The organism is Salmonella sp. SAL04157, assembly GCF_046551635.1.
Taxonomy (GTDB): domain Bacteria; phylum Pseudomonadota; class Gammaproteobacteria; order Enterobacterales; family Enterobacteriaceae; genus Salmonella; species Salmonella enterica.
Map to the genome: position 1 here is coordinate 253,347 of NZ_JBGDVS010000003.1, position 20,463 is coordinate 273,809.

The window sequence follows — 20,463 nt, forward strand, 5'->3', positions numbered from 1 at the left end:
CTCCATTTTCAGGCGGCTGCACCCGCCCCTGTTTCAAATTTCGTGATCGTGATTTCTACCTTCCCCTTCGGGAAAACTGGTCCCCACTCCACCAGCATTCTCTTTACCTGGCTGTCGTCCTCCCAGACTCCTGCGTGAGTCAGTGCGTCGAACAGCGCTTTGTTGTAGTTGTCCAAATCCCTGATCCGCTTATCTGGCGGATACAGGATGATTTCTACCGCTGCCGGGGCTGTTGAAGGTTTTGGCAGACGGCGTAACTGCTCAATCACTGCCGCGCACGCCTCGCTCTGATACTTCCGGCCGCTGGCGCTGACCATGTGACGACCTTTAAGCGGTCCCTTATTCGGAGCCCGCCAGTAGGTGTTAACGCTGGGTGGAAATGGCAATGTCAGTTTCATGCCGCCCCCTACAGAATCGCCACGAGATCTTTCGCTGTCTCGCGGGTACTGCCCTTGCTCGATATTGAGCGGCGGGCGCTGATATAGCGGATTTCAAAGCCGTGCTGTGAGTACAGGTCGATAACGCGCGGCGCGGTGGAGTTACTGATCACAACCCTGGCGCCGCGCTGATGAGCAGCAACGCAACATTCCGCCAGTGCGATATGATCATCCCAGGTAAAGCCACCAGCGGCGTAGTGAGTAAAACCAGCCGTACCAGGCATCGGTTCATAGGGCGGATCGCAGTACACAACATCCCCCTCACCCGCCAGCGTCAGCGTCCGGCGAAATCCCGCCGCCATGAATACGCAGTTGTGCGCCATTTCGGTAAATGCCCTGATTTCTTCTTCCGGGAAATAAGGCGACGGGTATTTGCCCCAGCCAACGTTAAACTGGTTGTTGCGGTTGTACCGGATCAGGCCATTGAAGCAGTGACGATTAAGGAAAAGGAAAGCGGCGGCGCGTTCCGGAGCGTCCATCACCTGAGCATTGAACTCTTCCCGTAGCGCCATATAGCTTTCAGCGTCATTGAGACGGTCAAACATTACCCTAGCATGTCTTATCACCGCACCAGGTACAACAGCCAGCATCTGATACAGATTGATAAGGTCGGTATTCACATCGGCCAGCAGGAAGCAGGCGTGTTTGTCTGAGTTGAGAAACACCGAACCACCGCCGACAAACGGTTCAATCAGGCGCATACCTGCCGGAATGACCTGGTAAAGATCGGGTAACATGGAATATTTACCGCCTGCCCATTTCAGGAACGGGCGACGCCAGGTGCGCGAAGCGGATTCATCAACAGATATCGTTACATCACTGCTTTCAATACAAACGGATTCACTGGTCATTCCACGTTCCCCACAAATCGCCCTGCCAGATAAACCTGCTCTACGGGTCTGATTCTCTTTTTGATGCGGTTCAGACACTTCTGACGGCGGCGTAAAAATTCCTCGCGTTCGTAGATAAACTGGCTTTCGCTAAATGCCTCCAGCCACACTATCGATGCACGATTAAATAACCCTCTGGATTCCAGTTCTTCAGCGCGGCTTACCAGCTTTGCAATCACCATCGGATCACCCGAACCTGTATGACCTGACCTTTTCTGTCGTAACGTCAAAATCACTGCCTCGTCTTTACCCGCGTAATAGAGAAATACATCTCCATCCAGGCGGCGGTTAACACGCTTACACCGATACAACTTGCTCGCTGAACGCTGCACATCAAAGCGTGCGTATTCAGGAAAAGCATCGGCAATCTCATTTGATGTCAGCCCCGGATTAAGCTCGATAAACGCCTGCACTTTTGCTAACAGACTCATCCTCTGAATCCCTCCGGAATCGTTGTATCAACCGGACCAAAAGCCATCACATCGCGCTTCTTCACACCCCAGTCAGCGCGTTTAGGCCGCCCCTTCTGATCCCAGCGGGTAGCGCTTTGCAGATAGCTCTCGAATTTCTTCGGACCGAACAGCGTTTCCGGGCGCATGTACTGGTACTGCTCGTCGTTCTCGTGCCAGTGCTCATGCTTCAGGTCGATAACCAGTTGCAGATCAGCAACGCTGTACCCCTCACGCAGTCGGGCACGGATGTTTTCCAGGGAGGTTTTTGACTTCTGATACCGGGAGCCACTTACCTGGTTCAGGTGGGTTAAAACCTCAATCGCCTGATCGGTGAGCGTCACTTCGGGGTCGGGTTGCTCAGCAACCGGACAAAAAGGGGTTTTACTCTCCTGTGTAATCTCCTGAGTAGTCTCTGTGTAATCTCCTGTAGGAAAGATTGTGGGATCGCCACATGCTTGTTCGTTGGGTTGCCCCGTACTTGTTTGCGGGGTTTCCACATTCTTGTTTGCGGCATCACCGCAATCTGGTTTGCGGGGTTGCACCAATCCAGATTGCGGGGTTTCCACATTCTGGAAGTCCCGCAATCTGGTTTTCTCCTGAGCGCCCTTTTTCACTGGCTTCGCCGTTTCCAGCAACAGCGCTTCAAGCCGTTCGGTGTTGATGCGGTAGTGCATGGTGGCAGGTACACCGCGACGGGCTTCTTCCAGTACACCAAGTGCTACCAGACGTTTACGTGCTGTTTCCTGTTCGTCGCGGGTTAGCGCCGTTTCACTGGCAATATCAGCCTGTGTTTTGTACATCCAGCCGCCATCCATCCGGTTATGCCAGTAAACAAGCTGGGACAGGAATACTGCCGCAACCGGGCCAGCTTTTACCTTCCCGGCTTTCAGTTTTGCAAAAGCAGGGTTGTAGGCGATGGGGCGATCGAGTAATTGAATAAGGGAACTCATGCAGCACCTCCGAGATGCTTCATGTTTTTGCCGGAACGAAAGGCAATAAGAGGCATGTTGACGCGGTAATTACGCCCAAGAGGCTCACAGACAACCTTCTGACATTCGCGATCGACCAGGCTAATACGCAGAACGTACCCTTCTGGTGTGCTGTACCACTGTCCTGGACGAGGGCAATGAAAACGTTGGCTGGTGAACCGATTAAAAATATTCCGGATCACTTGCGCCCCCTTACCTCTGAACGGTTCAGTGTCATATTGATAAGGCTCGCAAGCGCCGCAGCGTCATTGATGCGGTCGTACAGGCTTACGGCCAGCGGAGATTCCACTTTTTCCAGCATGGGATAAAGCTGCTGTAACCAGACCTGATGAATGGATGAAATGTAGGAATAAAGAACACTGGCATTATGTGCTGCATCGCTCAGCACCGATGGAGTTGAAAGTTGTTTCTCCATCTGGTTAAAGGCGTTGATGTATGCCTCTTTAAACTGAGCAGCACGTTTACCAGTGAAACCCATTGCCAGGAACGCAAAACCATCGCGTGTTATTTGATAGCATGGGAGTTTGCGGGTACCGCCGTTGGGCTGATTTATTGAAATCGATGTAAACGCAAAATTGCGTTGACGAAATAGAGTGGAACATTCGAGAGATTCTATTTTACGGATAACATCAGCGTGACGCTTGATGAAGTAGTCGGCAACAGCCAGGGAGGAAGTAACGGCTTGGCCGTTAATAATTCTAATTTCAGGTTGAGCGAGGGTTGGGACAGTAGCCATGATGGCAGCCTCCGTGTGTGGTAAAAATCCTCCACCACCGGAAACGCCAATTTCACTGGTGGTGAACTGAGCAGGGTTGGCGTAACCGGCACACACGGAAACCGGCGCACCTTGCGGTGCCCCCACCCAGCCCACCATAATTTGGATATAGCCGAGCTGCGACAATAAAAAAGACGCTGGGGCGTCATTTGTCGCCGTGTGTATTTCCAGGACGCCAATCCCGGCACCCGCTTTATAAGGTGCCTGAACAGTGTAACGTCCCGGAATTGCAGAATCAATGTGTTCCTGGCGCTTCACACTCAACAAAATCACGCCTGAATTTCCACAACGGGCTAAAACACTCATGCGGGTAGCCCTTGCGCAGATAGATAACGCGCTCAGTTTCTGGTTCCCAGCGAATGACATGGACATAAAGTCCCCTTCCATCCCGAAACCAGCGGTTAAGCTCCTGCACGATTCACCCCCCACGGTCAGGCTGTGTTCCCTGTGGTTACGCACGACCAGACTATTTGGTAATCTGCATTCATGACGCAACGGCCGGTGCTCATACATCCCCGGTTGTTGCGACAAACGGTTATTTACCGTTAAACTGTTCATGCGTTGGTTTTCTCCATAAAATTTGACGCCACGGCGCCCGGAGCTGCACACTCGCGGGCGTCACCCTTTTCTGGCGCGCAAAAAACTCTGTATACCAGTGTCGAATGCTGTTGCAGCTTTGCGATCGCCTGATACAACTCCTCATCAATCACGGCTTTTTCATGTGGCTCAATAACGCCATCTTCGATAGCTACCCTGATTTGCTGGGAATAACTGGTGATCTGCTCAATCGCTTCCAGCAGGCGCTGATTAATATCTGCGTTATCCACTTCTTCCATATCTGCCAGCGGAACAAAAACGCCACCTGATGCCCTGGCTACTGAATGTGCCAGGTGATAGGTTCCTCCGGCACGTTGCAGTACCAGCGCCCACCCAATCGGGAAGATCTGATCACCACCAGTACGCAGGCGGTTAAACAGAGCATCTTTGGTGACATCCAGCCATTCCGCAGCTTCTTCATAACCGCCATGCAGACTGGAAATCGTCTTTTTAATCGCAGCCACCAGCCAGCGGGGCTGCTTTTCAACTTTCCATTCAGGTTCATGTCCCACGGATCTACTCCTTCTGCTGTGGTGGCGGTCAAATCGCTGAATCACTAAGCTGATATCTGTTTGGATACAAAATTTGCATCTCGCTAATTTCTCCGGCGTAAAATTGAGCCAGGCGCTCAGCAAGCTCTGTTGAAGGAGCCTGCTCGCATCTTTCAACCCGGCTTAATGTTGCAGGATCAACCTGAACCCCTTTAGCGACGTGCTGTAACGTATAACCATGCGATTTCCGCAATTTTCTCAATGGTGATTGCATAAAACCTCCTTCTTTTGCGTATATCGCATGTTATTTCATACGGCAAATTTGCGCAAGTTGATTTGCACAATGCGCAAAAAATTAATGTAATGAACGCATGAATATAGGAAACCGTGTCAGACAATTTCGCCGCGCGAAGAACATGAAAATTGCTGAGCTAGCAGAAGCCATCGGCGTGGATGCCGCAAACATCTCTCGTCTGGAGACTGGCAAGCAAAAGCAATTCACCGAACAAACACTTTCTAGGCTGGCTGACTGCTTAGGTGTTGATATAGCAGAACTCTTTACCTCAGACTCAAAAGGTAATACTGTATGTAAACACAGTGATATAAGGAAGGATTCAGCTAACGTGAAGGATTTGTTCCGTATCGAGATACTGGATGTCAGTGCAAGCGCCGGTAATGGACTCATTCAGGGCGGTGATGTTATCGATGTAATCCATGCTATCGAATATAACAAGGACAAAGCATTAGCTATGTTTGGCGGGCGCCCTGCCGCTGAGCTTAAAGTGATTAACGTGCGCGGTGACAGCATGGCGCCAACAATTGAACCGGGAGATCTTATTTTTGTCGATATAAGCATCAACCAGTTCGATGGTGATGGCATCTATGTCTTTGGCTTTGATGATAAAATATACGTAAAAAGGCTGCAGATGATCCCCGATAAATTATTGGTGATATCTGATAACACTAACTACAGGGAATGGAGTATTACCAAAGACAATGAGTGCAGGTTCGGCGTTTTTGGCAAGGTTCTGATAAGCCAGACGCAGTCACTCAAACGACACAATTAATAGAAAGCGTCGACAAGGCCACCATTATGGTGGCTTTTTTTTTGACTCAAAATTGCATATATCGCAATTTTATACTTGCGCAATGTGCAATTTAAATGTAATTTGCATTCATAGAGCAGCGAACAGGCAGGACGCCCACGAAGTAGCCGCCGGTGGCATACGAATGACCGGATGATTCGCTGAAAGGTGTCTTCGGGAGGGGTTGCGGAACTGGGTTGACCACCAGCAACAGATAACTCAGCCGACAACACGGAGCCGTTTAACCCACGGCGTCGGAGTGTAAATACCGTAGGGGTTGTACCGACTGGTCATCGGTGCCCCGCCCGAAGATACCTGTAGCCAGTGCAAGCGATATTCTGGCGGCCCGTTCCATTACGTTAGCGGAAACCGCCAGCTTTTTCAGGAGAGCAACAGATAAGAGTTTTTCCGCGCGGTAAAGCGCTTCTGTTAAGAGAGAGAACTCTTATCGTTGTGGTGAATGCGGCTCAGCGCACGCGGGTAAGGTTGAAGCTGATAGTCGATCCTCTGTAGTTAAGCACCCGTCTGGCGTGCAACCTTCGCCAGATACCGGGAGGCACCCGGCACCACAACGTTATTGCTGTGTGAAGTCTTGTCGGCGTCCGGCTCTTCCAACAACAGGAGGAAGGCGACAGTGTTCTGCCGTGACGCCGACCTTTTTACACAACAGAAAAGAGCATCTCCGCGCGACGGGCTCATTACCCAATCCACCCGGAAAGCTGTTATAGCAGGTGCTCTTTTCTGTTTTGTGGAGAAACCAACTGGCGGTGGCAACCGCCATCTTGAGGGGTTAACGATGAATGATGACCGCATGACCGTAGTGCCCGACTTTCTGGGCGAACTGGATGCCGGCGTGTTCATGAACAAAATCGCGGCAGCGCTGAATACTGTCGGATTAGGCGTTCTGAATAACGGCAATAAAGGCAAGGTAGTCCTCACCTTTGATTTTGAGCGCATGGGAAATTCAGTCGAAGAGAAGCGCGTCAAAATTAAACACAAGCTGCAGTACAGCACTCCGACGCCGCGCGGTAAAGCGTCAGAAGAGGACACAACAGAAACCCCAATGTGGGTTAACAAGGGCGGAAAGCTCACCATACTGCAGGAAGATCAGGGTCAACTGTTCAGTATTAAAGGCACTACTGACGGAAAGCTTAAAGCGGCTCAGTGAACCGCAGCTAACCAATTCACTGCCACCACTTCGATCATTAGTTAATAAGGAATTTTTATGTCTCAGTTAGACAGCGGCACTTTTCAGCAGGTAAAAGACCTGGTTCTTTCTGGCTATCACCTGAACGATATTCAGGGGCTGGCTTGCCCGACAGCATTATTGCCTGCCGGGACAGGTGTTGAAAGCCTCGAACGCTTTGCTCTGGAGCGTTTCCGCTTCCGCGGCGCCATGACTACCACCAGCATTGAAGACTTTGTCCGTTATTCAAAGGGCTATGCCAGTGCAACCGAAAAAGCACGCTGCTTTATTGATGCTGACCATATGACAGCTCGCTCAGTTTTCAATATTGGTACGCTGGATAACCCCGGTCATGCAGACAACGTTGCTTCTATCACGCTGAAACAGACTGCACCATTCCGCGCCCTGCTCCAGATCAACGGGGAACGCCTGAAACAAAAACAGATCGCCGAATGGCTTGAAGACTGGAGCGATTATCTCCAGGCGTTCGATTCTGACGGTAACACAATGCAGATTTCACAGGCTGCCCAGGCTGTTCGCCGCATTACGATCCAACAGGCAACCCAGCAGGATCATGAAGATGGCGATTTCAGCGGTAAGAAATCCCTTATGCAAAGCATTGAGGCCAGCAGCAAAGACGTTATGCCGGTGGCTTTTGAGTTCAAATGTGTTCCATATGAGGGTCTCGGTGAACGTGCGTTCAGCCTCCGCAACAGCCTGTTGACCGGTGATGAACCTCGCTTTGTTCTGCGTATCGTACAACTGGAAGCGCAGGAGGAAGCGATCGCCAATGAATTCCGCGACCTGCTGATCAGCAAATTCGACGGTGAATCAGTAGAAACGTTCATCGGTAACTTTAAAGCGTAATTGCTCTGCATTAAATCCCCGGCGCCGCGGGGATTTATTGAAGTGTAATTCTGTTAATTATCGCCACCCGGCGAGGGATTCGCACAACCAAAATTCACGCGGTGCAGCGCGAAATAAATTATAAGGAGAACCAACGATGAGTTTTATTCAAACACTTTCAGGTAAACAATTTGATTATCTCAGCGCAACTATTGACGACATTGATATTGAAGATATCGCCGTGGCGCTTTCCAATATTTGCCGCTTCTCCGGACATCTCCCTGAATTTTATAGCGTGGCGCAGCATTCCGTACTGTGCAGCCAGCTTGTATCACCGGAGTTTGCCTTTGAAGCCCTGATGCACGACGCAGCCGAAGCGTATTGCCAGGATATCCCTGCCCCATTAAAAGCGTTACTGCCTGATTATCGCGAGATTGAGAAACGTACCGATCAACTGATCCGCTTTAAGTTTGGCTTGCCACTGGAAGAAGCCAGCGTAGTGAAGTATGCAGATCTGACCATGCTGGCAACTGAACGCCGCGATCTGGATATTGATGACAGTATTCCCTGGGTAATACTGGAAGGTATCCCCCCGACAGATTTATTCGAAATCTACCCACTTCGCCCCGGTCAGGCTTTCGGCCTGTTTATGGCCCGCTTTAATGAACTGATGGAGCTACGGCAATGTGCTGCATGAAAGATAAAGAGTCTGTAGTGAAGGCAATCAGATCAAGACGTTTGTGGGAGCGCGTTGAAGGCGGTGCAGCATGACAATCGACAAGCAGGCGCTACGTGAAGAGTTCCGCTACATGCAGGTGCACTATAGCGACCCAGCAGACCGTGCACGCCAGGTTATTTATATCACCGCAGAGGCGCTGCTGGATGAGAATCTTCAACTCCAGCGGGAAAAAGACGCAATAGAGGCCGTAGCGCTGGCGCTGCGTGATGATATGCGACAGGCGCGGGAGCAACTGGAGGCCGCAGAGAAGCGTATTGCTGATGGGAGTAAGCGCATAGCAGAACTGGAGAACAGCGAAACCCAGCTTATCAATGAGCGTGATGCTGCTGAATCTGCGCTGGCCGATATGTACCAAGCCGCAACAGGAGAGCGTCCAGAATGGAGCAATATGTTTGGTTTTGCTGACGCCGTTGATGTGGTGGAAGAACGACTGGCGACGCTGGAGGCCAACCAAAGCCAAACCACGCCAACAGGAATTCAGCTCATCACAGAAGCCATAGGTGCGCACGGCTATATCGTTGGCTGCCTGTTGCAAGGTCGCCCTGATTTGGCGCTGGAAGAATCGAGAAAGTGGGTATCCGCTTTCGGTCAGGCGGCGGAAATAGTTAGTGCGCAAGACGCCGCTGGCATCAAGGTTAAGGGGGAGTAAGATGAGCGCTAACGCAGCAATAATCGTCCCTTCAGATATCAGCATGATGGTTCGTGAAATTGAGTTGGCTTATAACCGTTATCTCACTGAATTTCGCATTCCGGACGACCACAAAATTATTGTGAATTTTTCTGCCGGAAAGGACAGCACCACCACGGCGACGATTGCCAACCATCTGTTCGGCGACCGCGTACAAAACGTAATGGCAGATACAGACAATGAACATGAATTGACCGTTGATTTTGCACGAAATATTCATCATCAAATTGGTTGTAAGCCGGTGCAGATAGTTAAGCGCGTTTACACTGAATCTGAGTTTGAACGCCGCCGCCAATCCCTGATTAAGCGCTGGGCACAGTGTCAGCCTATCCGTATGGGTGCCTATCGCGGCGTGGTTATGCCATCTCTTGCCCGGTCGGATACTAAGTTCGGCCAGGCATGGCAGCGTACCGCCGAACGGTGGGGAATTGAGTTTGAAACACCGCTAGAAGCTGCGTTGTCGGTCATGCGTCCAAGCGGCAATTCATTCCTGGATGCGGCCCTGTTGCATGGAAAATTCCCGATGATGCGCGACCGCTTTTGTACTGAAGAACTGAAAATTCAGATTGCGTTCGATGCTGCAATAAAGCCACTTCTTGATGATGGAGAGGTAGTCGTTCAGTGGTCTGGCGTGCGTGCAGATGAGTCCGACAAACGTGCCGGTTACGCAAGATTTGCATGTGATGAACGTGACCCGGGCTTCCTCTACAACTTCCTGCCAATCCACAAATGGACGGCGACTGACGTATTCGCGCTGCATAAATATTTCGGTATTAAGCCTAACCCACTTTATTTGCAGGGGGCTGACCGGGTCGGATGTATGAACTGTGTTTTATGCACGAAAGAGGAAATCGCGCAAACCGCCGCACGATGGCCTGAGCATATCGAAAAGCATCACGCATGGGAAAAAAAGGTTCGTCTCGCGTCCCGCTGGGTACACTGGATGAGCGTGGGAACTGAAAGTCAGGCGTGGATGCGCTCTCAGTTAGGCGTTCGGGAAGTCACCTGGTTTAATGAGGATGAGTTCACAGGGGAAGAAATAGCGATGCGCAAGCGGTATCCGGTAAACCTCGGACAGGAAGTCAGGCTGCATGGACTTGAACCTGACGTTCAGCGAATCGAATGGTCTGGTTTCTACGGTCCGCGCGGTGGAATGGGTGCGCCATCTGCGCAGGATGTTGTTGAATGGGCCAAAACAGGACGAGGTGGCAAGGTCTATGACCTGGTAAAAGCGAGCCTTGACACGGCTGTGTGTTCATCCCGCTACGGTTTATGTGAATAAGGACTAACCCATGACCACTATCACCAAAGAACGTATCGAATTGTTCATTAAAAGTCCGCTTGAAAACGGGCTTACCCGTGGCGAACAAATGGAACTGGCGCGTATCGCGCTGGCATCGCTGGACGCTGATAAACAAGAATTAAAAATCGCTGAGCTTATTAATAAATTCTACGAGCGCTACCCGCTTGCATCATTCAATAAAGATACAGATAGAGCCGAGGCGTTAGGTTATTTCCTGGCTGGCGCTGAATTGCAGTGTTTTGGTGAGTTTATTAAATACGAGGAATTGTTCGGAGATGAATAACAAACTAACAGACGAACTCGTTTCAAATGCAACACTGATTCGGCTCATTCAGTGGGCTGAGCAGCACAATAGCCATTATGTTGCAGCGGCCCTGCGCGAGCTACAGGAACGCCGCAAGGCTGATAGCGCGGAGCCAGCCGGATACCACGTCATCAAAGAGTGCGGAAAGGTTGGCTGTAGTGTTGCAACACTTGAGGAAGCTGAGAAAACTCGGGATTTCTGGAATAAAAAGTGGATTATCAGGCCTTATTTCTACTCCGCAGCGCCAGCGCCGGTAGTGCCTGAAAAAATGAACTTTTCCACCGCATGCAACTTTGTGCAAATCAACGGAATGGCGAAGGAGGACCGGGCAACTCTTGCAATGAGAGCATGGAATGCCTGTCGTGCCGCCATGCTTCAGGGGGCCGAACCTGTAAGTGATCGTGATGAGTTGCCAGTCATCGGCTGGTTGCGTAGTGATTACAACAGCGACGACAAACGCGACCCTAACGCTCCGTTGTTTATGCTGGGTAGCAATGACCCGTCAGATGCCTGGGGAGTTAAGTACATCCCGCTTTCTGGCAACTCTCCGGTAATTCCGGGTGGTTGGGTTATGGTGCCGAAGAAACTAACTGCTGAGAACGGCGCTAAGAGTTTGCTATCCGGTGAGTTTTTAGAAACTACTTTTATAAGCTGTCCTGAATGCTTTGCCGACGAGGAATGTGAAAGCTGCGACGGCAGTGGGCGAATTAAGATTGAGGTTCCTGTCAGTTGGACGACGATTAAGGCTATTTGGAATAAAGGCGTTGAACATTTTCGTAGCAGCACCGCAACAGGGGACAACTAATTTATGAATAACTTGATGATCGACCTTGAAACTATGGGTAAAAAACCTAACGCGCCTGTTGTCTCCATCGGTGCTGTGTTCTTCGATCCGCAAAGTGGTGAAATTGGACCTGAGTTCTATACCGCCGTTAGCCTTGAAAGCGCAATGGAACAAGGTGCCGTTCCTGATGGCGATACCATTCTATGGTGGTTAAGACAAAGCCCGGAAGCGCGGTCGGCTATTTGCGTTGATGCTATGCCCATTACGACGGCATTATCTGAACTGACTCAGTTCATCGGACGCCACGCGGATAACATGAAGTACATGAAGGTTTGGGGGAACGGGGCTACATTCGACAACGTCATTTTACGCGGTGCTTATGAACGTGCCGGCAAAATCTGCCCGTGGCCATTCTGGAATGATCACGATGTGAGAACACTGGTTACTCTAGGTCGTTCGATTGGTTTCGATCCTAAAAAAGATATGCCATTTATAGGTGAACAGCATAACGCACTGGCCGACGCGCGCCACCAGGCAAAATACGTGTCCGCGATATGGCAGAAGCTGATTCCGACCATCAGTAACAATCTGTAATTTCACCTGGGTGCAGCCAGGGTAATGGATGAATAACCATGAGCAATATTTTACAGTTAGCCCCTAACGAGTGGGTTTGTGAAAGCGTTCTTATCGCGGTTACCGGGCTCAAACCCGGAACTATCCTCCGGGCCAGAAAAGAGTGCTGGATGGTTGGGCGGGAATATATCCACGTATCGCCTGACGGTAATCCTAAACCTTCCAGTGAGTGCATGTATAACAGAAAGGCTGTAGATGCCTGGGTCGCCTCAATGAAAAACAAGCAGCCAGGGTGATTTGATGCCATGAAAAAGGTAAGCTCATATCGCTCTTGGGCGTCTGGAGGTAACACCAATGGATAAAATCACGTATCCAACAGGCGTCGAAAACCACGGTGGCAGTCTGCGCATCTGGTTTAATTTTAAAGGTAAGCGTGTCAGGGAAAACCTCGGTGTCCCTGACACCGCTAAGAACAGGAAGATCGCCGGGGAGCTGCGGACATCGGTGTGTTTTGCCATCCGCACAGGAACCTTTGATTATGCAATGCAATTTCCTGACTCCCCTAATCTCAAGGCTTTTGGTGTAAGTAAGAAAGAAATTACAGTGAAAGAACTTGAAGAAAAATGGCTGGATCTGAAACGGATGGAAATCTGCTCGAACGCATTCAATCGCTATGAGTCTGTCGCAAGGAATGTAGTGCCGAGGATCGGAGGTAATCGACTGGTGTCAGCAGTCACCAAAGAGGAATTGCTGTATCTCAGGAAAGATTTGCTAACCGGCTACCAGAATCCAACGAAAGGAAAAGCTCCTGCAAAAGGGCGAAGCGTCGTTACGGTGAATTATTACATGACGACAATTGCTGGAATGTTTCAGTTTGCTGCAGATCACGGTTACATAGAAGCAAACCCCTTCGAAGGGATCAAGCCTTTTAAAAAAGCCAGGGCAGAGCCAGATCCGCTAACTCGTGACGAATTTATTCGCCTGATAGATGCATGCCGACATCAGCAGACGAAAAACCTGTGGTCACTTGCAGTATACACAGGGGTACGTCACGGGGAGCTGACCTCCCTGGCCTGGGAGGATATCGATCTTGAAGCTGGAACAATAACAATCAGGCGTAATTATACAAAACTGGGAGAATTCACTCTACCGAAAACTGAGGCGAGCACGAACAGGGTCATACATCTTATCCAGCCTGCGATAAACGTCCTGAAGAATCAGGCGGAAATGACCAGGCTAGGAAAGCGGCATCACATTGATGTTCAGCTGCGCGAGTACGGCAGAACGGAGGGTCACGAATGTACATTTGTCTTCAACCCTCAACTGATCAGAAGATGTCAGCATGTTGGGTTCATCTACAAAGTCGACTCGATAGGCGATTTATGGGACGCAGCGATGAAGCGAGCAGGGATAAGGCACAGAAAAGCATATCAGTCGCGTCACACGTATGCGTGCTGGTCACTGTCAGCTGGCGCTAACCCCAGCTTCATTGCCAGTCAGATGGGCCATGCGAGCGCCCAGATGGTCTTCAATGTATACGGTGCGTGGATGGCAGACAGCAGTCGTGAGCAGATCGTAATGCTGAATCAGCGGCTTGCGGATTTTGCCCCACAGATGCCCCAAAGCCTACATAGCAGTACCAGAGCATTATTGAAATCAGTAAGTTAGTTAAGAACGCCCGACATGTTAACTGCGTGGAGGGCAACACCACGCTTTACGCGCTGCCGAAAGCGGAAATTGTCGATCGCTGGTATGCGCAAACTACGGACGATTTCCGTTTTTGCTTTAAATTTCCCGCGACCATTTCTCACCAGGCCGCGCTGCGCCATTGCGACGATCTGGTACAGGCGTTTTTTACCCGCCTGGCGCCGCTGGAAACGCGTATTGGCCAATACTGGCTGCAGTTGCCCGCCGCCTTTGGACCGCGCGATCTCCCCGCCTTATGGCAGTTTCTTGATGCGCTCCCCGCCACGTTTACCTATGGCGTAGAAGTTCGTCATCCGTGTTTTTTTGACAAGGGTGAGGATGAACAGCGGCTCAATCGCGGGTTACACGCGCGCGGCGTAAACCGCGTGATCCTGGATAGTCGTCCGGTACATGCCGCCCATCCCCACAGCGAGGCCGTCCGCGACGCGCAGCGAAAAAAACCCAAAGTCCCGGTACATGCAGTCGTGACGGCCAGCCACCCGATGGTGCGTTTTATCGGTAGCGATAATATGGCGCAAAACCGTGAGTTTTTCGCCGCCTGGTTGCAGAAACTCCCGCAGTGGCGGCAGACCACCACGCCTTTTTTGTTTTTACATACTCCGGATATCGCGCAGGCGCCGGAACTGGTGAATACGCTTTGGCATGATTTACGCAGCGTCTTACCGGAAATCGGCACTGCTCCGTCCATTCCACAGCAATCTTCTCTTTTCTGAAAATGCCCCCTATCATAGACAGTGCCATCAGCCATTTTAAAAGGGAGTTTGTATGGTAAGCGCGCTGTATGCCGTTTTGGGTGCGTTATTATTAATGAAGTTCTCTTTTAATGTCGTTCGCTTGCGAATGCAGTACCGTGTCGCCTATGGCGACGGCGGTTTTAGCGAATTGCAAAGCGCCATCCGTATTCATGGCAACGCGGTGGAATATATTCCTGTCGCGCTGGTGCTGCTGCTGTTTATGGAAATGAACGGCGCCGAAACGTGGATGGTGCATATCTGCGGCATCATTTTAATCGCCGGTCGGCTGATGCATTATTACGGTTTTCACCACCGCCTGTTCCGCTGGCGGCGGGCGGGGATGAGCGCGACCTGGTGCGCATTGTTGCTGATGGTGCTGGCAAACCTGTGGTATATGCCCTGGGAGTTGGTTTTCTCCCTGTATTAGCGCACAATATGCGCCTTTATTTTTCCCGGATGTATACGTTATGTCTCACCGCGACACGCTTTTTTCTGCGCCTATCGCCCGTCTCGGCGACTGGACTTTTGATGAACGAGTAGCCGAAGTTTTCCCCGACATGATTCAGCGTTCGGTACCAGGCTACTCCAACATCATCTCCATGATTGGCATGTTGGCTGAACGCTTTGTGCAGCCGAACACGCAGGTCTACGATCTGGGCTGCTCGCTGGGTGCCGCGACGCTGTCTGTTCGGCGTAATATCCGCCATGAGCATTGTCGCATTATCGCCGTCGATAACTCCCCGGCCATGATTGAACGCTGCCGCCGTCATATTGATGCGTATAAAGCGCCTACGCCGGTTGAAGTCGTTGAAGGCGATATCCGCGATATCACTATTGAAAACGCCTCGATGGTGGTGCTGAATTTTACCCTGCAATTCCTTGAACCTGCCGAACGCCAGGCATTGCTGGATAAGATTTACCTGGGGTTGAATCCCGGCGGCGCGCTGGTACTGTCGGAAAAATTTAGCTTTGAAGACGCGAAAGTGGGCGAGCTGTTATTCAACATGCACCACGATTTTAAACGCGCTAATGGGTACAGCGAACTGGAGATCAGCCAGAAGCGCAGTATGCTGGAAAACGTGATGCTCACCGACTCGGTGGAAACACATAAAGCGCGCCTGCGTCAGGCGGGTTTCGAACACAGTGAACTGTGGTTCCAGTGCTTTAATTTCGGGTCGCTTGTCGCGTTAAAAGCCGGAGTTGCCGCATGATCGAGTTTGGTAACTTTTATCAGCTCATTGCTAAAAATCATCTCTCCCACTGGCTGGAAACATTGCCCGCGCAGATTGCCGCCTGGCAACGCGAGCAGCAGCATGGCTTGTTTAAACAGTGGTCGAACGCGGTAGAATTTTTACCGGAAATTACGCCCTGGCGGCTGGATTTACTGCACAGTGTCACGGCGGAAAGCGAAACGCCGCTCAGCGAAGGTCAGCTAAAGCGTATCGATACGTTGCTGCGTAATCTGATGCCGTGGCGTAAAGGCCCGTTCTCGCTTTATGGCGTAGATATTGATACCGAATGGCGCTCCGACTGGAAGTGGGATCGCGTACTGCCGCATCTGTCAGATTTAACCGGCCGGACGATCCTTGATGTCGGCTGCGGCAGCGGCTATCACCTGTGGCGGATGATTGGCGCAGGCGCACATCTGGCGGTCGGCATCGATCCTACGCAGCTTTTCCTCTGCCAGTTTGAGGCGGTGCGTAAACTGTTGGGTAACGATCAGCGCGCGCATCTGCTGCCGTTGGGCATTGAACAACTCCCGGCGCTGAAAGCATTTGATACCGTCTTCTCGATGGGGGTGCTTTATCACCGTCGCTCGCCGCTGGAGCATCTGTGGCAGTTAAAAGATCAGTTGGTCAACGAGGGTGAACTGGTACTGGAAACGCTGGTCGTCGACGGCGACGAAAATACCGTTTTGGTGCCCGGGGATCGCTACGCGCAGATGCGTAATGTCTATTTTATTCCTTCCGCGCCGGCATTAAAAAAATGGCTGGAAAAATGCGGCTTTATTGATGTACGTATCGCTGACGTTTGCGTCACTACCACCGAAGAGCAGCGCCGTACCGAGTGGATGGTTACCGAGTCGCTGGCCGATTTTCTTGACCCGAACGATCGCAGCAAGACGGTGGAAGGCTATCCCGCCCCGCAGCGCGCGGTGCTGATTGCGCGTAAACCGTGATGGATTGCCGAATGACCGTTACGTATAGCACCGTTTCTCCAAAATAGTTCAAGTTGCAGCAAGGCGGCAACGCAGCAAATCCCCGGGAACGTAGGTAGCTACGTGACCGGGGTGCGCGAGGCGGCCAACGCTGCTGCGGCTTGAAATATGAAGGAGAAAAAAAGGCCCCTGTTGAATTGGCAGGGGCCTGGTACGAGCAAGCATCATATTGGGCGACATGATGCAACGGTAAAAATCATTTGGCCTGATGGCGAACAATGATTCCTTTCATTTCAGCGACCGCCGCACCCTCTACCCTATAGCGAGAATACTCGTCCGCCTGTATATCGGCAGACATCGATAACCCCTGATTGCGATAGCGCATCGGCGAAGGCAGTAAGACTCCGGCGGAACTGTGTACTTCCCGTACTCCGGCATCGAGGAAATTCTGCAGGTTATTTGCACGAACCCCCGCACCAGCCATAATGATTGGAGCATCCCCCTGGGCAATAAGTTCCATAATTATTGATAAACCTTGCGCCGCATCGGCTTTTTGCCCGGAAGTCAGTACTCTTGATACGCCTGCGTCAGCCAGATTCTTTAGCGCATTGAAGGGATTAGCGCACATATCGAAGGCGCGGTGGAATGTCACTGCCAGCGGTCCGGCCGCCGCCATTATTTTTTCCATTCGCGACATATCGACATCCCCATCAACGGTCAACACGCCAGTAACCAGCCCGGGAAACCCCAACTCTCTGACGAGGCGGATATCTTCCAGCATGGCGGCAAATTCGCCGTCAGTGTAGTAAAAATCCCCGCCACGAGGACGAATAATCGGATGTACGGGAATCGTAATATGCTCGCGCACGCTGCGTAAGACGCCCAGCGAAGGCGTAAGCCCGCCTTCTTTCGGCGCGGCGCACAGTTCGATACGATCCGCGCCGTTTCGCTGCGCGGTGAGCGCGCATTCCATGCTGTAACAACAGATCTCAAGTAACGCCATATTCACTCCGCTCGGCAGGTTAATGGGCCGCCTGTTCGCTGGCGACAATCGCTTCAATCGACCATGGATGAAATTTTACCGTGATGCGGCCATCGGTCACGGCCAGCGTAGGGTTTGGCAAACGTTCATGCTCGCCCTGTGGCGAACTGGTTTTAACCACGATCCCCGGCTGACTAAGCCCCTCATCCGACAACAACGCCAGCGCCCTCGCGTTCAAGGTCTCCGGCTCGCCGGGCAGCACGATTTCAATATGCTCCCACCCTTCGTGTGGATAGCGTTTTTCTCCCGGCCACGGTAATTCAATAACAGAAAACCGCCAGTGTTCCACACATACCGGTTCATGCAGTTTAAACAGACAAATCGGCCTGCCGTTGATGATATTTTCCGACAGTAGCTCGCCGCATTGTTCAAAACCGCGACGCCAACGCTCCGCCGTCGTATTCTGGTGACAGCGCAATGAAATGTGATCGGCCTCAAGGGCGCTAATCTGCAGACCAAGGCGAGTGGAAAGTTCTCTGAACGCCAGAGTGAATCGAGGTAAATCTGCGGAAATATCATGCAGTTCATCAATGTGTTGCCAGTTCGCCATATCAGGACGCTCTTCTTGCTGTGAAAACCGCTAATTTACGCTGTTGCGCCCCGGCAACCAATCTTTGATTTGATTGGGCGTTTATTGAATGCTTATGCAGATTATTGTTGCGTATATTTCAGGCGACGCGCCGCGCGCGCAATGCTGACGCCAACGGGCATTTGCAGTATACTCCCGCCCTAATTCTTAAACTGGCGCGGGTAATACAGCCCGCTTCATAAACGTAAGGTATTCCGGTGAATATTCAGGCTCTTCTCTCAGAAAAAGTTAGTCAGGCCATGATTGCTGCAGGCGCGCCTGCAGATTGCGAGCCCCAGGTTCGTCAGTCAGCCAAAGTTCAGTTCGGCGACTATCAGGCCAACGGCGTGATGGCAGTTGCGAAAAAACTGGGTATGGCCCCCCGACAACTTGCAGAGCAGGTGCTGACTCATCTGGATCTCAGCGGCATCGCCAGCAAGGTTGAAATCGCCGGCCCTGGCTTTATCAATATTTTCCTCGAACCGGCTTTTCTCGCTGAACAGGTGCAGCAGGCGCTGGCCTCCGATCGTCTGGGCGTTTCTCAGCCGACTCGCCAGACGATTGTCGTCGACTACTCCGCGCCCAACGTCGCGAAAGAGATGCACGTTGGTCATCTACGCTCCACGATTATCGGCGATGCGGCTGTGCGCACGCTGGAGTTTCTGGGCCATCATGTTATTCGCGCTAACCACGTCGGCGACTGGGGCACCCAGTTCGGTATGCTGATCGCCTGGCTGGAAAAACAGCAGCAGGAAAACGCGGGCGACATGGCGCTGGCGGATCTCGAAGGATTCTACCGCGATGCGAAAAAGCATTATGACGAAGATGAAGCGTTTGCCGAGCGCGCGCGTAACTACGTCGTCAAATTGCAGAGCGGTGATACCTATTTCCGTGAGATGTGGCGTAAGCTGGTTGACATCACGATGACGCAAAACCAGATCACCTATGATCGTCTGAACGTCACTCTGACGCGTGACGATGTGATGGGCGAAAGTCTGTATAATCCGATGCTGCCGGGCATCGTCGCCGATCTGAAAGCCAAAGGCCTGGCGGTTGAAAGCGAAGGCGCCACGGTGGTTTTCCTTGATGAGTTTAAAAACAAGGAAGGCGACCCGATGGGCGTCATTATTCAGAAGAAAGATGGCGGTTATCTGTATACCACTACCGATATCGCCTGCGCCAAATACCGTTACGAAACGCTGCACGCCGACCGCGTGCTCTACTACATTGACTCCCGTCAGCACCAGCACCTGATGCAAGCCTGGACCATTGTGCGCAAAGCCGGTTATGTGCCGGATTCCGTTCCGCTGGAACACCACATGTTCGGCATGATGTTGGGTAAAGACGGTAAACCGTTTAAAACTCGCGCGGGCGGTACGGTGAAACTGGCGGATCTGTTGGATGAGGCGCTGGAGCGCGCGCGTCGTCTGGTGGCGGAGAAGAACCCGGATATGCCGGCTGACGAGCTGGAAAAACTGGCTAACGCCGTCGGTATTGGCGCGGTGAAATACGCCGATCTGTCAAAAAACCGCACCACTGACTATATCTTCGACTGGGATAATATGTTGGCTTTCGAAGGCAATACCGCTCCTTATATGCAGTATGCCTATACGCGTGTGCTGTCTGTTTTCCGTAAAGCGGACATCGACGAGCAGGCGCTGGCGAGCGCGCCGGTTATCATTAGCGAAGATCGCGAAGCGCAACTCGCTGCCCGTCTGCTGCAGTTTGAAGAAACCCTGACGGTGGTCGCGCGTGAAGGTACGCCGCACGTCATGTGCGCGTATCTGTATGACGTCGCCGGGCTGTTCTCCGGCTTCTACGAGCACTGCCCTATTCTCAGCGCCGAGAATGATGCGGTTCGCAATAGCCGCCTAAAACTGGCGCAACTGACGGCGAAGACGCTGAAACTGGGTCTGGATACGTTGGGTATCGAAACCGTAGAACGCATGTAAACGCGCCGTCGTTAACATCATCAGGCCTGACTCCGGATAACGGACTCAGGCCTTTTTATTGCCACAGCGGTATATCTGTAACAAATCACAAGGAATGACACATTTCTATAGAGAGATGGAACATCTTTTACCTGTGCTGGCGCTGACCGCCCCGTATCATTAG

The 20,463-nt window shown here is 51.7% G+C and carries 25 protein-coding genes and 2 pseudogenes; 16 read left to right on the forward strand and 11 right to left on the reverse strand.

Features of this window, described 5'->3' with window-relative positions; all coding sequences use genetic code 11:
* Positions 1-8: 8 nt before the first annotated feature.
* From ACLJRE_RS08065 to ACLJRE_RS08105, 9 genes and pseudogenes are all read right to left on the reverse strand, one after another.
* Positions 9-398: a RusA family crossover junction endodeoxyribonuclease gene (locus ACLJRE_RS08065; protein ID WP_000779148.1), complete on the reverse strand. Its 390-nt coding sequence runs from the start codon at positions 396-398 to the stop codon at positions 9-11.
* A gap of 8 nt (positions 399-406) precedes the next feature.
* A complete protein-coding gene (locus tag ACLJRE_RS08070; RefSeq protein WP_410957363.1) occupies positions 407-1,288 on the reverse strand; it encodes a DNA adenine methylase in 882 nt (293 codons plus the stop codon).
* Positions 1,285-1,758 carry a PerC family transcriptional regulator gene (locus tag ACLJRE_RS08075; RefSeq protein ID WP_410957364.1) on the reverse strand — a complete coding sequence of 158 codons (474 nt, stop codon included), beginning with the start codon at positions 1,756-1,758 and terminating at the stop codon, positions 1,285-1,287. The genes ACLJRE_RS08070 and ACLJRE_RS08075 overlap by 4 nt, the downstream gene beginning before the upstream one ends.
* Positions 1,755-2,729, reverse strand: a complete 975-nt coding sequence (locus ACLJRE_RS08080) for a conserved phage C-terminal domain-containing protein (RefSeq protein ID WP_410957365.1) — start codon at positions 2,727-2,729, stop codon at positions 1,755-1,757. Before ACLJRE_RS08080 ends, ACLJRE_RS08075 begins: the two co-directional genes overlap by 4 nt.
* Positions 2,726-2,950: a hypothetical protein gene (locus ACLJRE_RS08085; RefSeq protein WP_023223562.1), complete on the reverse strand. Its 225-nt coding sequence runs from the start codon at positions 2,948-2,950 to the stop codon at positions 2,726-2,728. Before ACLJRE_RS08085 ends, ACLJRE_RS08080 begins: the two co-directional genes overlap by 4 nt.
* Positions 2,947-3,909 carry a Rha family phage regulatory protein gene (locus ACLJRE_RS08090; RefSeq protein WP_335695453.1) on the reverse strand — a complete coding sequence of 321 codons (963 nt, stop codon included), beginning with the start codon at positions 3,907-3,909 and terminating at the stop codon, positions 2,947-2,949. Before ACLJRE_RS08090 ends, ACLJRE_RS08085 begins: the two co-directional genes overlap by 4 nt.
* A pseudogene (locus tag ACLJRE_RS08095) lies at positions 3,863-3,958 on the reverse strand (DUF4222 domain-containing protein); the annotation flags it as partial. The pseudogene ACLJRE_RS08095 and the gene ACLJRE_RS08090, both read right to left, overlap by 47 nt.
* 139 nt (positions 3,959-4,097) lie before the next feature.
* Complete coding sequence (locus ACLJRE_RS08100; protein ID WP_000509731.1) at positions 4,098-4,652, reverse strand: YmfL family putative regulatory protein; 555 nt, start codon at positions 4,650-4,652, stop codon at positions 4,098-4,100.
* A gap of 28 nt (positions 4,653-4,680) precedes the next feature.
* On the reverse strand, positions 4,681-4,905 hold the full coding sequence (locus tag ACLJRE_RS08105) for a helix-turn-helix domain-containing protein (RefSeq protein WP_001191666.1): 225 nt from the start codon (positions 4,903-4,905) through the stop codon (positions 4,681-4,683).
* 97 nt (positions 4,906-5,002) lie between these two features.
* On the opposite strand from ACLJRE_RS08105, the gene ACLJRE_RS08110 reads away from it, so the two are divergent.
* The 15 genes and pseudogenes from ACLJRE_RS08110 to cmoB all read left to right on the forward strand — a co-directional run bounded on the left by ACLJRE_RS08110 (position 5,003) and on the right by cmoB (position 16,759).
* Positions 5,003-5,698, forward strand: a complete 696-nt coding sequence (locus tag ACLJRE_RS08110) for an XRE family transcriptional regulator (RefSeq protein ID WP_410957366.1) — start codon at positions 5,003-5,005, stop codon at positions 5,696-5,698.
* Positions 5,699-6,512: 814 nt separating this feature from the next.
* Positions 6,513-6,884, forward strand: coding sequence for a hypothetical protein (locus ACLJRE_RS08115; RefSeq protein ID WP_000997190.1), 372 nt, complete (start codon positions 6,513-6,515; stop codon positions 6,882-6,884).
* 57 nt (positions 6,885-6,941) lie between these two features.
* On the forward strand, positions 6,942-7,769 hold the full coding sequence (locus tag ACLJRE_RS08120) for a YfdQ family protein (RefSeq protein WP_023223560.1): 828 nt from the start codon (positions 6,942-6,944) through the stop codon (positions 7,767-7,769).
* A gap of 136 nt (positions 7,770-7,905) precedes the next feature.
* Entirely contained in the window at positions 7,906-8,445 is a 540-nt protein-coding gene (locus ACLJRE_RS08125) for a hypothetical protein (protein ID WP_000008351.1), read from the forward strand.
* Between the two features lie 112 nt (positions 8,446-8,557).
* Entirely contained in the window at positions 8,558-9,136 is a 579-nt protein-coding gene (locus ACLJRE_RS08130; RefSeq protein ID WP_371062426.1) for an ead/Ea22-like family protein, read from the forward strand.
* 1 nt (position 9,137) lies between these two features.
* Positions 9,138-10,457, forward strand: a complete 1,320-nt coding sequence (locus ACLJRE_RS08135; protein ID WP_410957367.1) for a phosphoadenosine phosphosulfate reductase family protein — start codon at positions 9,138-9,140, stop codon at positions 10,455-10,457.
* A gap of 10 nt (positions 10,458-10,467) precedes the next feature.
* A pseudogene (locus ACLJRE_RS08140) lies at positions 10,468-10,588 on the forward strand (DUF550 domain-containing protein); the annotation flags it as partial.
* Positions 10,589-10,753: 165 nt separating this feature from the next.
* Complete coding sequence (locus ACLJRE_RS08145) at positions 10,754-11,587, forward strand: hypothetical protein (RefSeq protein ID WP_410957368.1); 834 nt, start codon at positions 10,754-10,756, stop codon at positions 11,585-11,587.
* A 3-nt stretch (positions 11,588-11,590) separates the two neighbouring features.
* Positions 11,591-12,160: a 3'-5' exonuclease gene (locus ACLJRE_RS08150; protein WP_006669542.1), complete on the forward strand. Its 570-nt coding sequence runs from the start codon at positions 11,591-11,593 to the stop codon at positions 12,158-12,160.
* Positions 12,161-12,198: 38 nt separating this feature from the next.
* A complete protein-coding gene (locus ACLJRE_RS08155) occupies positions 12,199-12,435 on the forward strand; it encodes an excisionase family protein (protein WP_006669544.1) in 237 nt (78 codons plus the stop codon).
* 58 nt (positions 12,436-12,493) lie between these two features.
* Entirely contained in the window at positions 12,494-13,807 is a 1,314-nt protein-coding gene (locus ACLJRE_RS08160) for a tyrosine-type recombinase/integrase (RefSeq protein ID WP_006669545.1), read from the forward strand.
* Positions 13,786-14,559, forward strand: coding sequence for a DUF72 domain-containing protein (locus ACLJRE_RS08165; RefSeq protein WP_045888880.1), 774 nt, complete (start codon positions 13,786-13,788; stop codon positions 14,557-14,559). Before ACLJRE_RS08160 ends, ACLJRE_RS08165 begins: the two co-directional genes overlap by 22 nt.
* Positions 14,560-14,611: 52 nt before the next feature.
* Positions 14,612-15,007, forward strand: coding sequence for an MAPEG family protein (locus ACLJRE_RS08170; protein WP_000252975.1), 396 nt, complete (start codon positions 14,612-14,614; stop codon positions 15,005-15,007).
* A 40-nt stretch (positions 15,008-15,047) separates the two neighbouring features.
* A complete protein-coding gene (cmoA, locus tag ACLJRE_RS08175) occupies positions 15,048-15,791 on the forward strand; it encodes a carboxy-S-adenosyl-L-methionine synthase CmoA (protein WP_000019609.1) in 744 nt (247 codons plus the stop codon).
* A complete protein-coding gene (cmoB, locus tag ACLJRE_RS08180; RefSeq protein ID WP_000569026.1) occupies positions 15,788-16,759 on the forward strand; it encodes a tRNA 5-methoxyuridine(34)/uridine 5-oxyacetic acid(34) synthase CmoB in 972 nt (323 codons plus the stop codon). The genes cmoA and cmoB overlap by 4 nt, the downstream gene beginning before the upstream one ends.
* A 235-nt stretch (positions 16,760-16,994) precedes the next feature.
* Here the strand turns inward: cmoB and cutC are convergent, their stop codons facing one another.
* Positions 16,995-17,741, reverse strand: coding sequence for a copper homeostasis protein CutC (gene cutC, locus ACLJRE_RS08185; RefSeq protein ID WP_001185781.1), 747 nt, complete (start codon positions 17,739-17,741; stop codon positions 16,995-16,997).
* A 19-nt stretch (positions 17,742-17,760) separates the two neighbouring features.
* Positions 17,761-18,330 (reverse strand): VOC family protein, encoded by a 570-nt coding sequence (locus ACLJRE_RS08190; RefSeq protein WP_000024794.1) that lies wholly within the window; start codon positions 18,328-18,330, stop codon positions 17,761-17,763.
* A 236-nt stretch (positions 18,331-18,566) separates the two neighbouring features.
* On the opposite strand from ACLJRE_RS08190, the gene argS reads away from it, so the two are divergent.
* On the forward strand, positions 18,567-20,300 hold the full coding sequence (gene argS, locus ACLJRE_RS08195; protein WP_023212498.1) for an arginine--tRNA ligase: 1,734 nt from the start codon (positions 18,567-18,569) through the stop codon (positions 20,298-20,300).
* Positions 20,301-20,463: the final 163 nt, after the last annotated feature.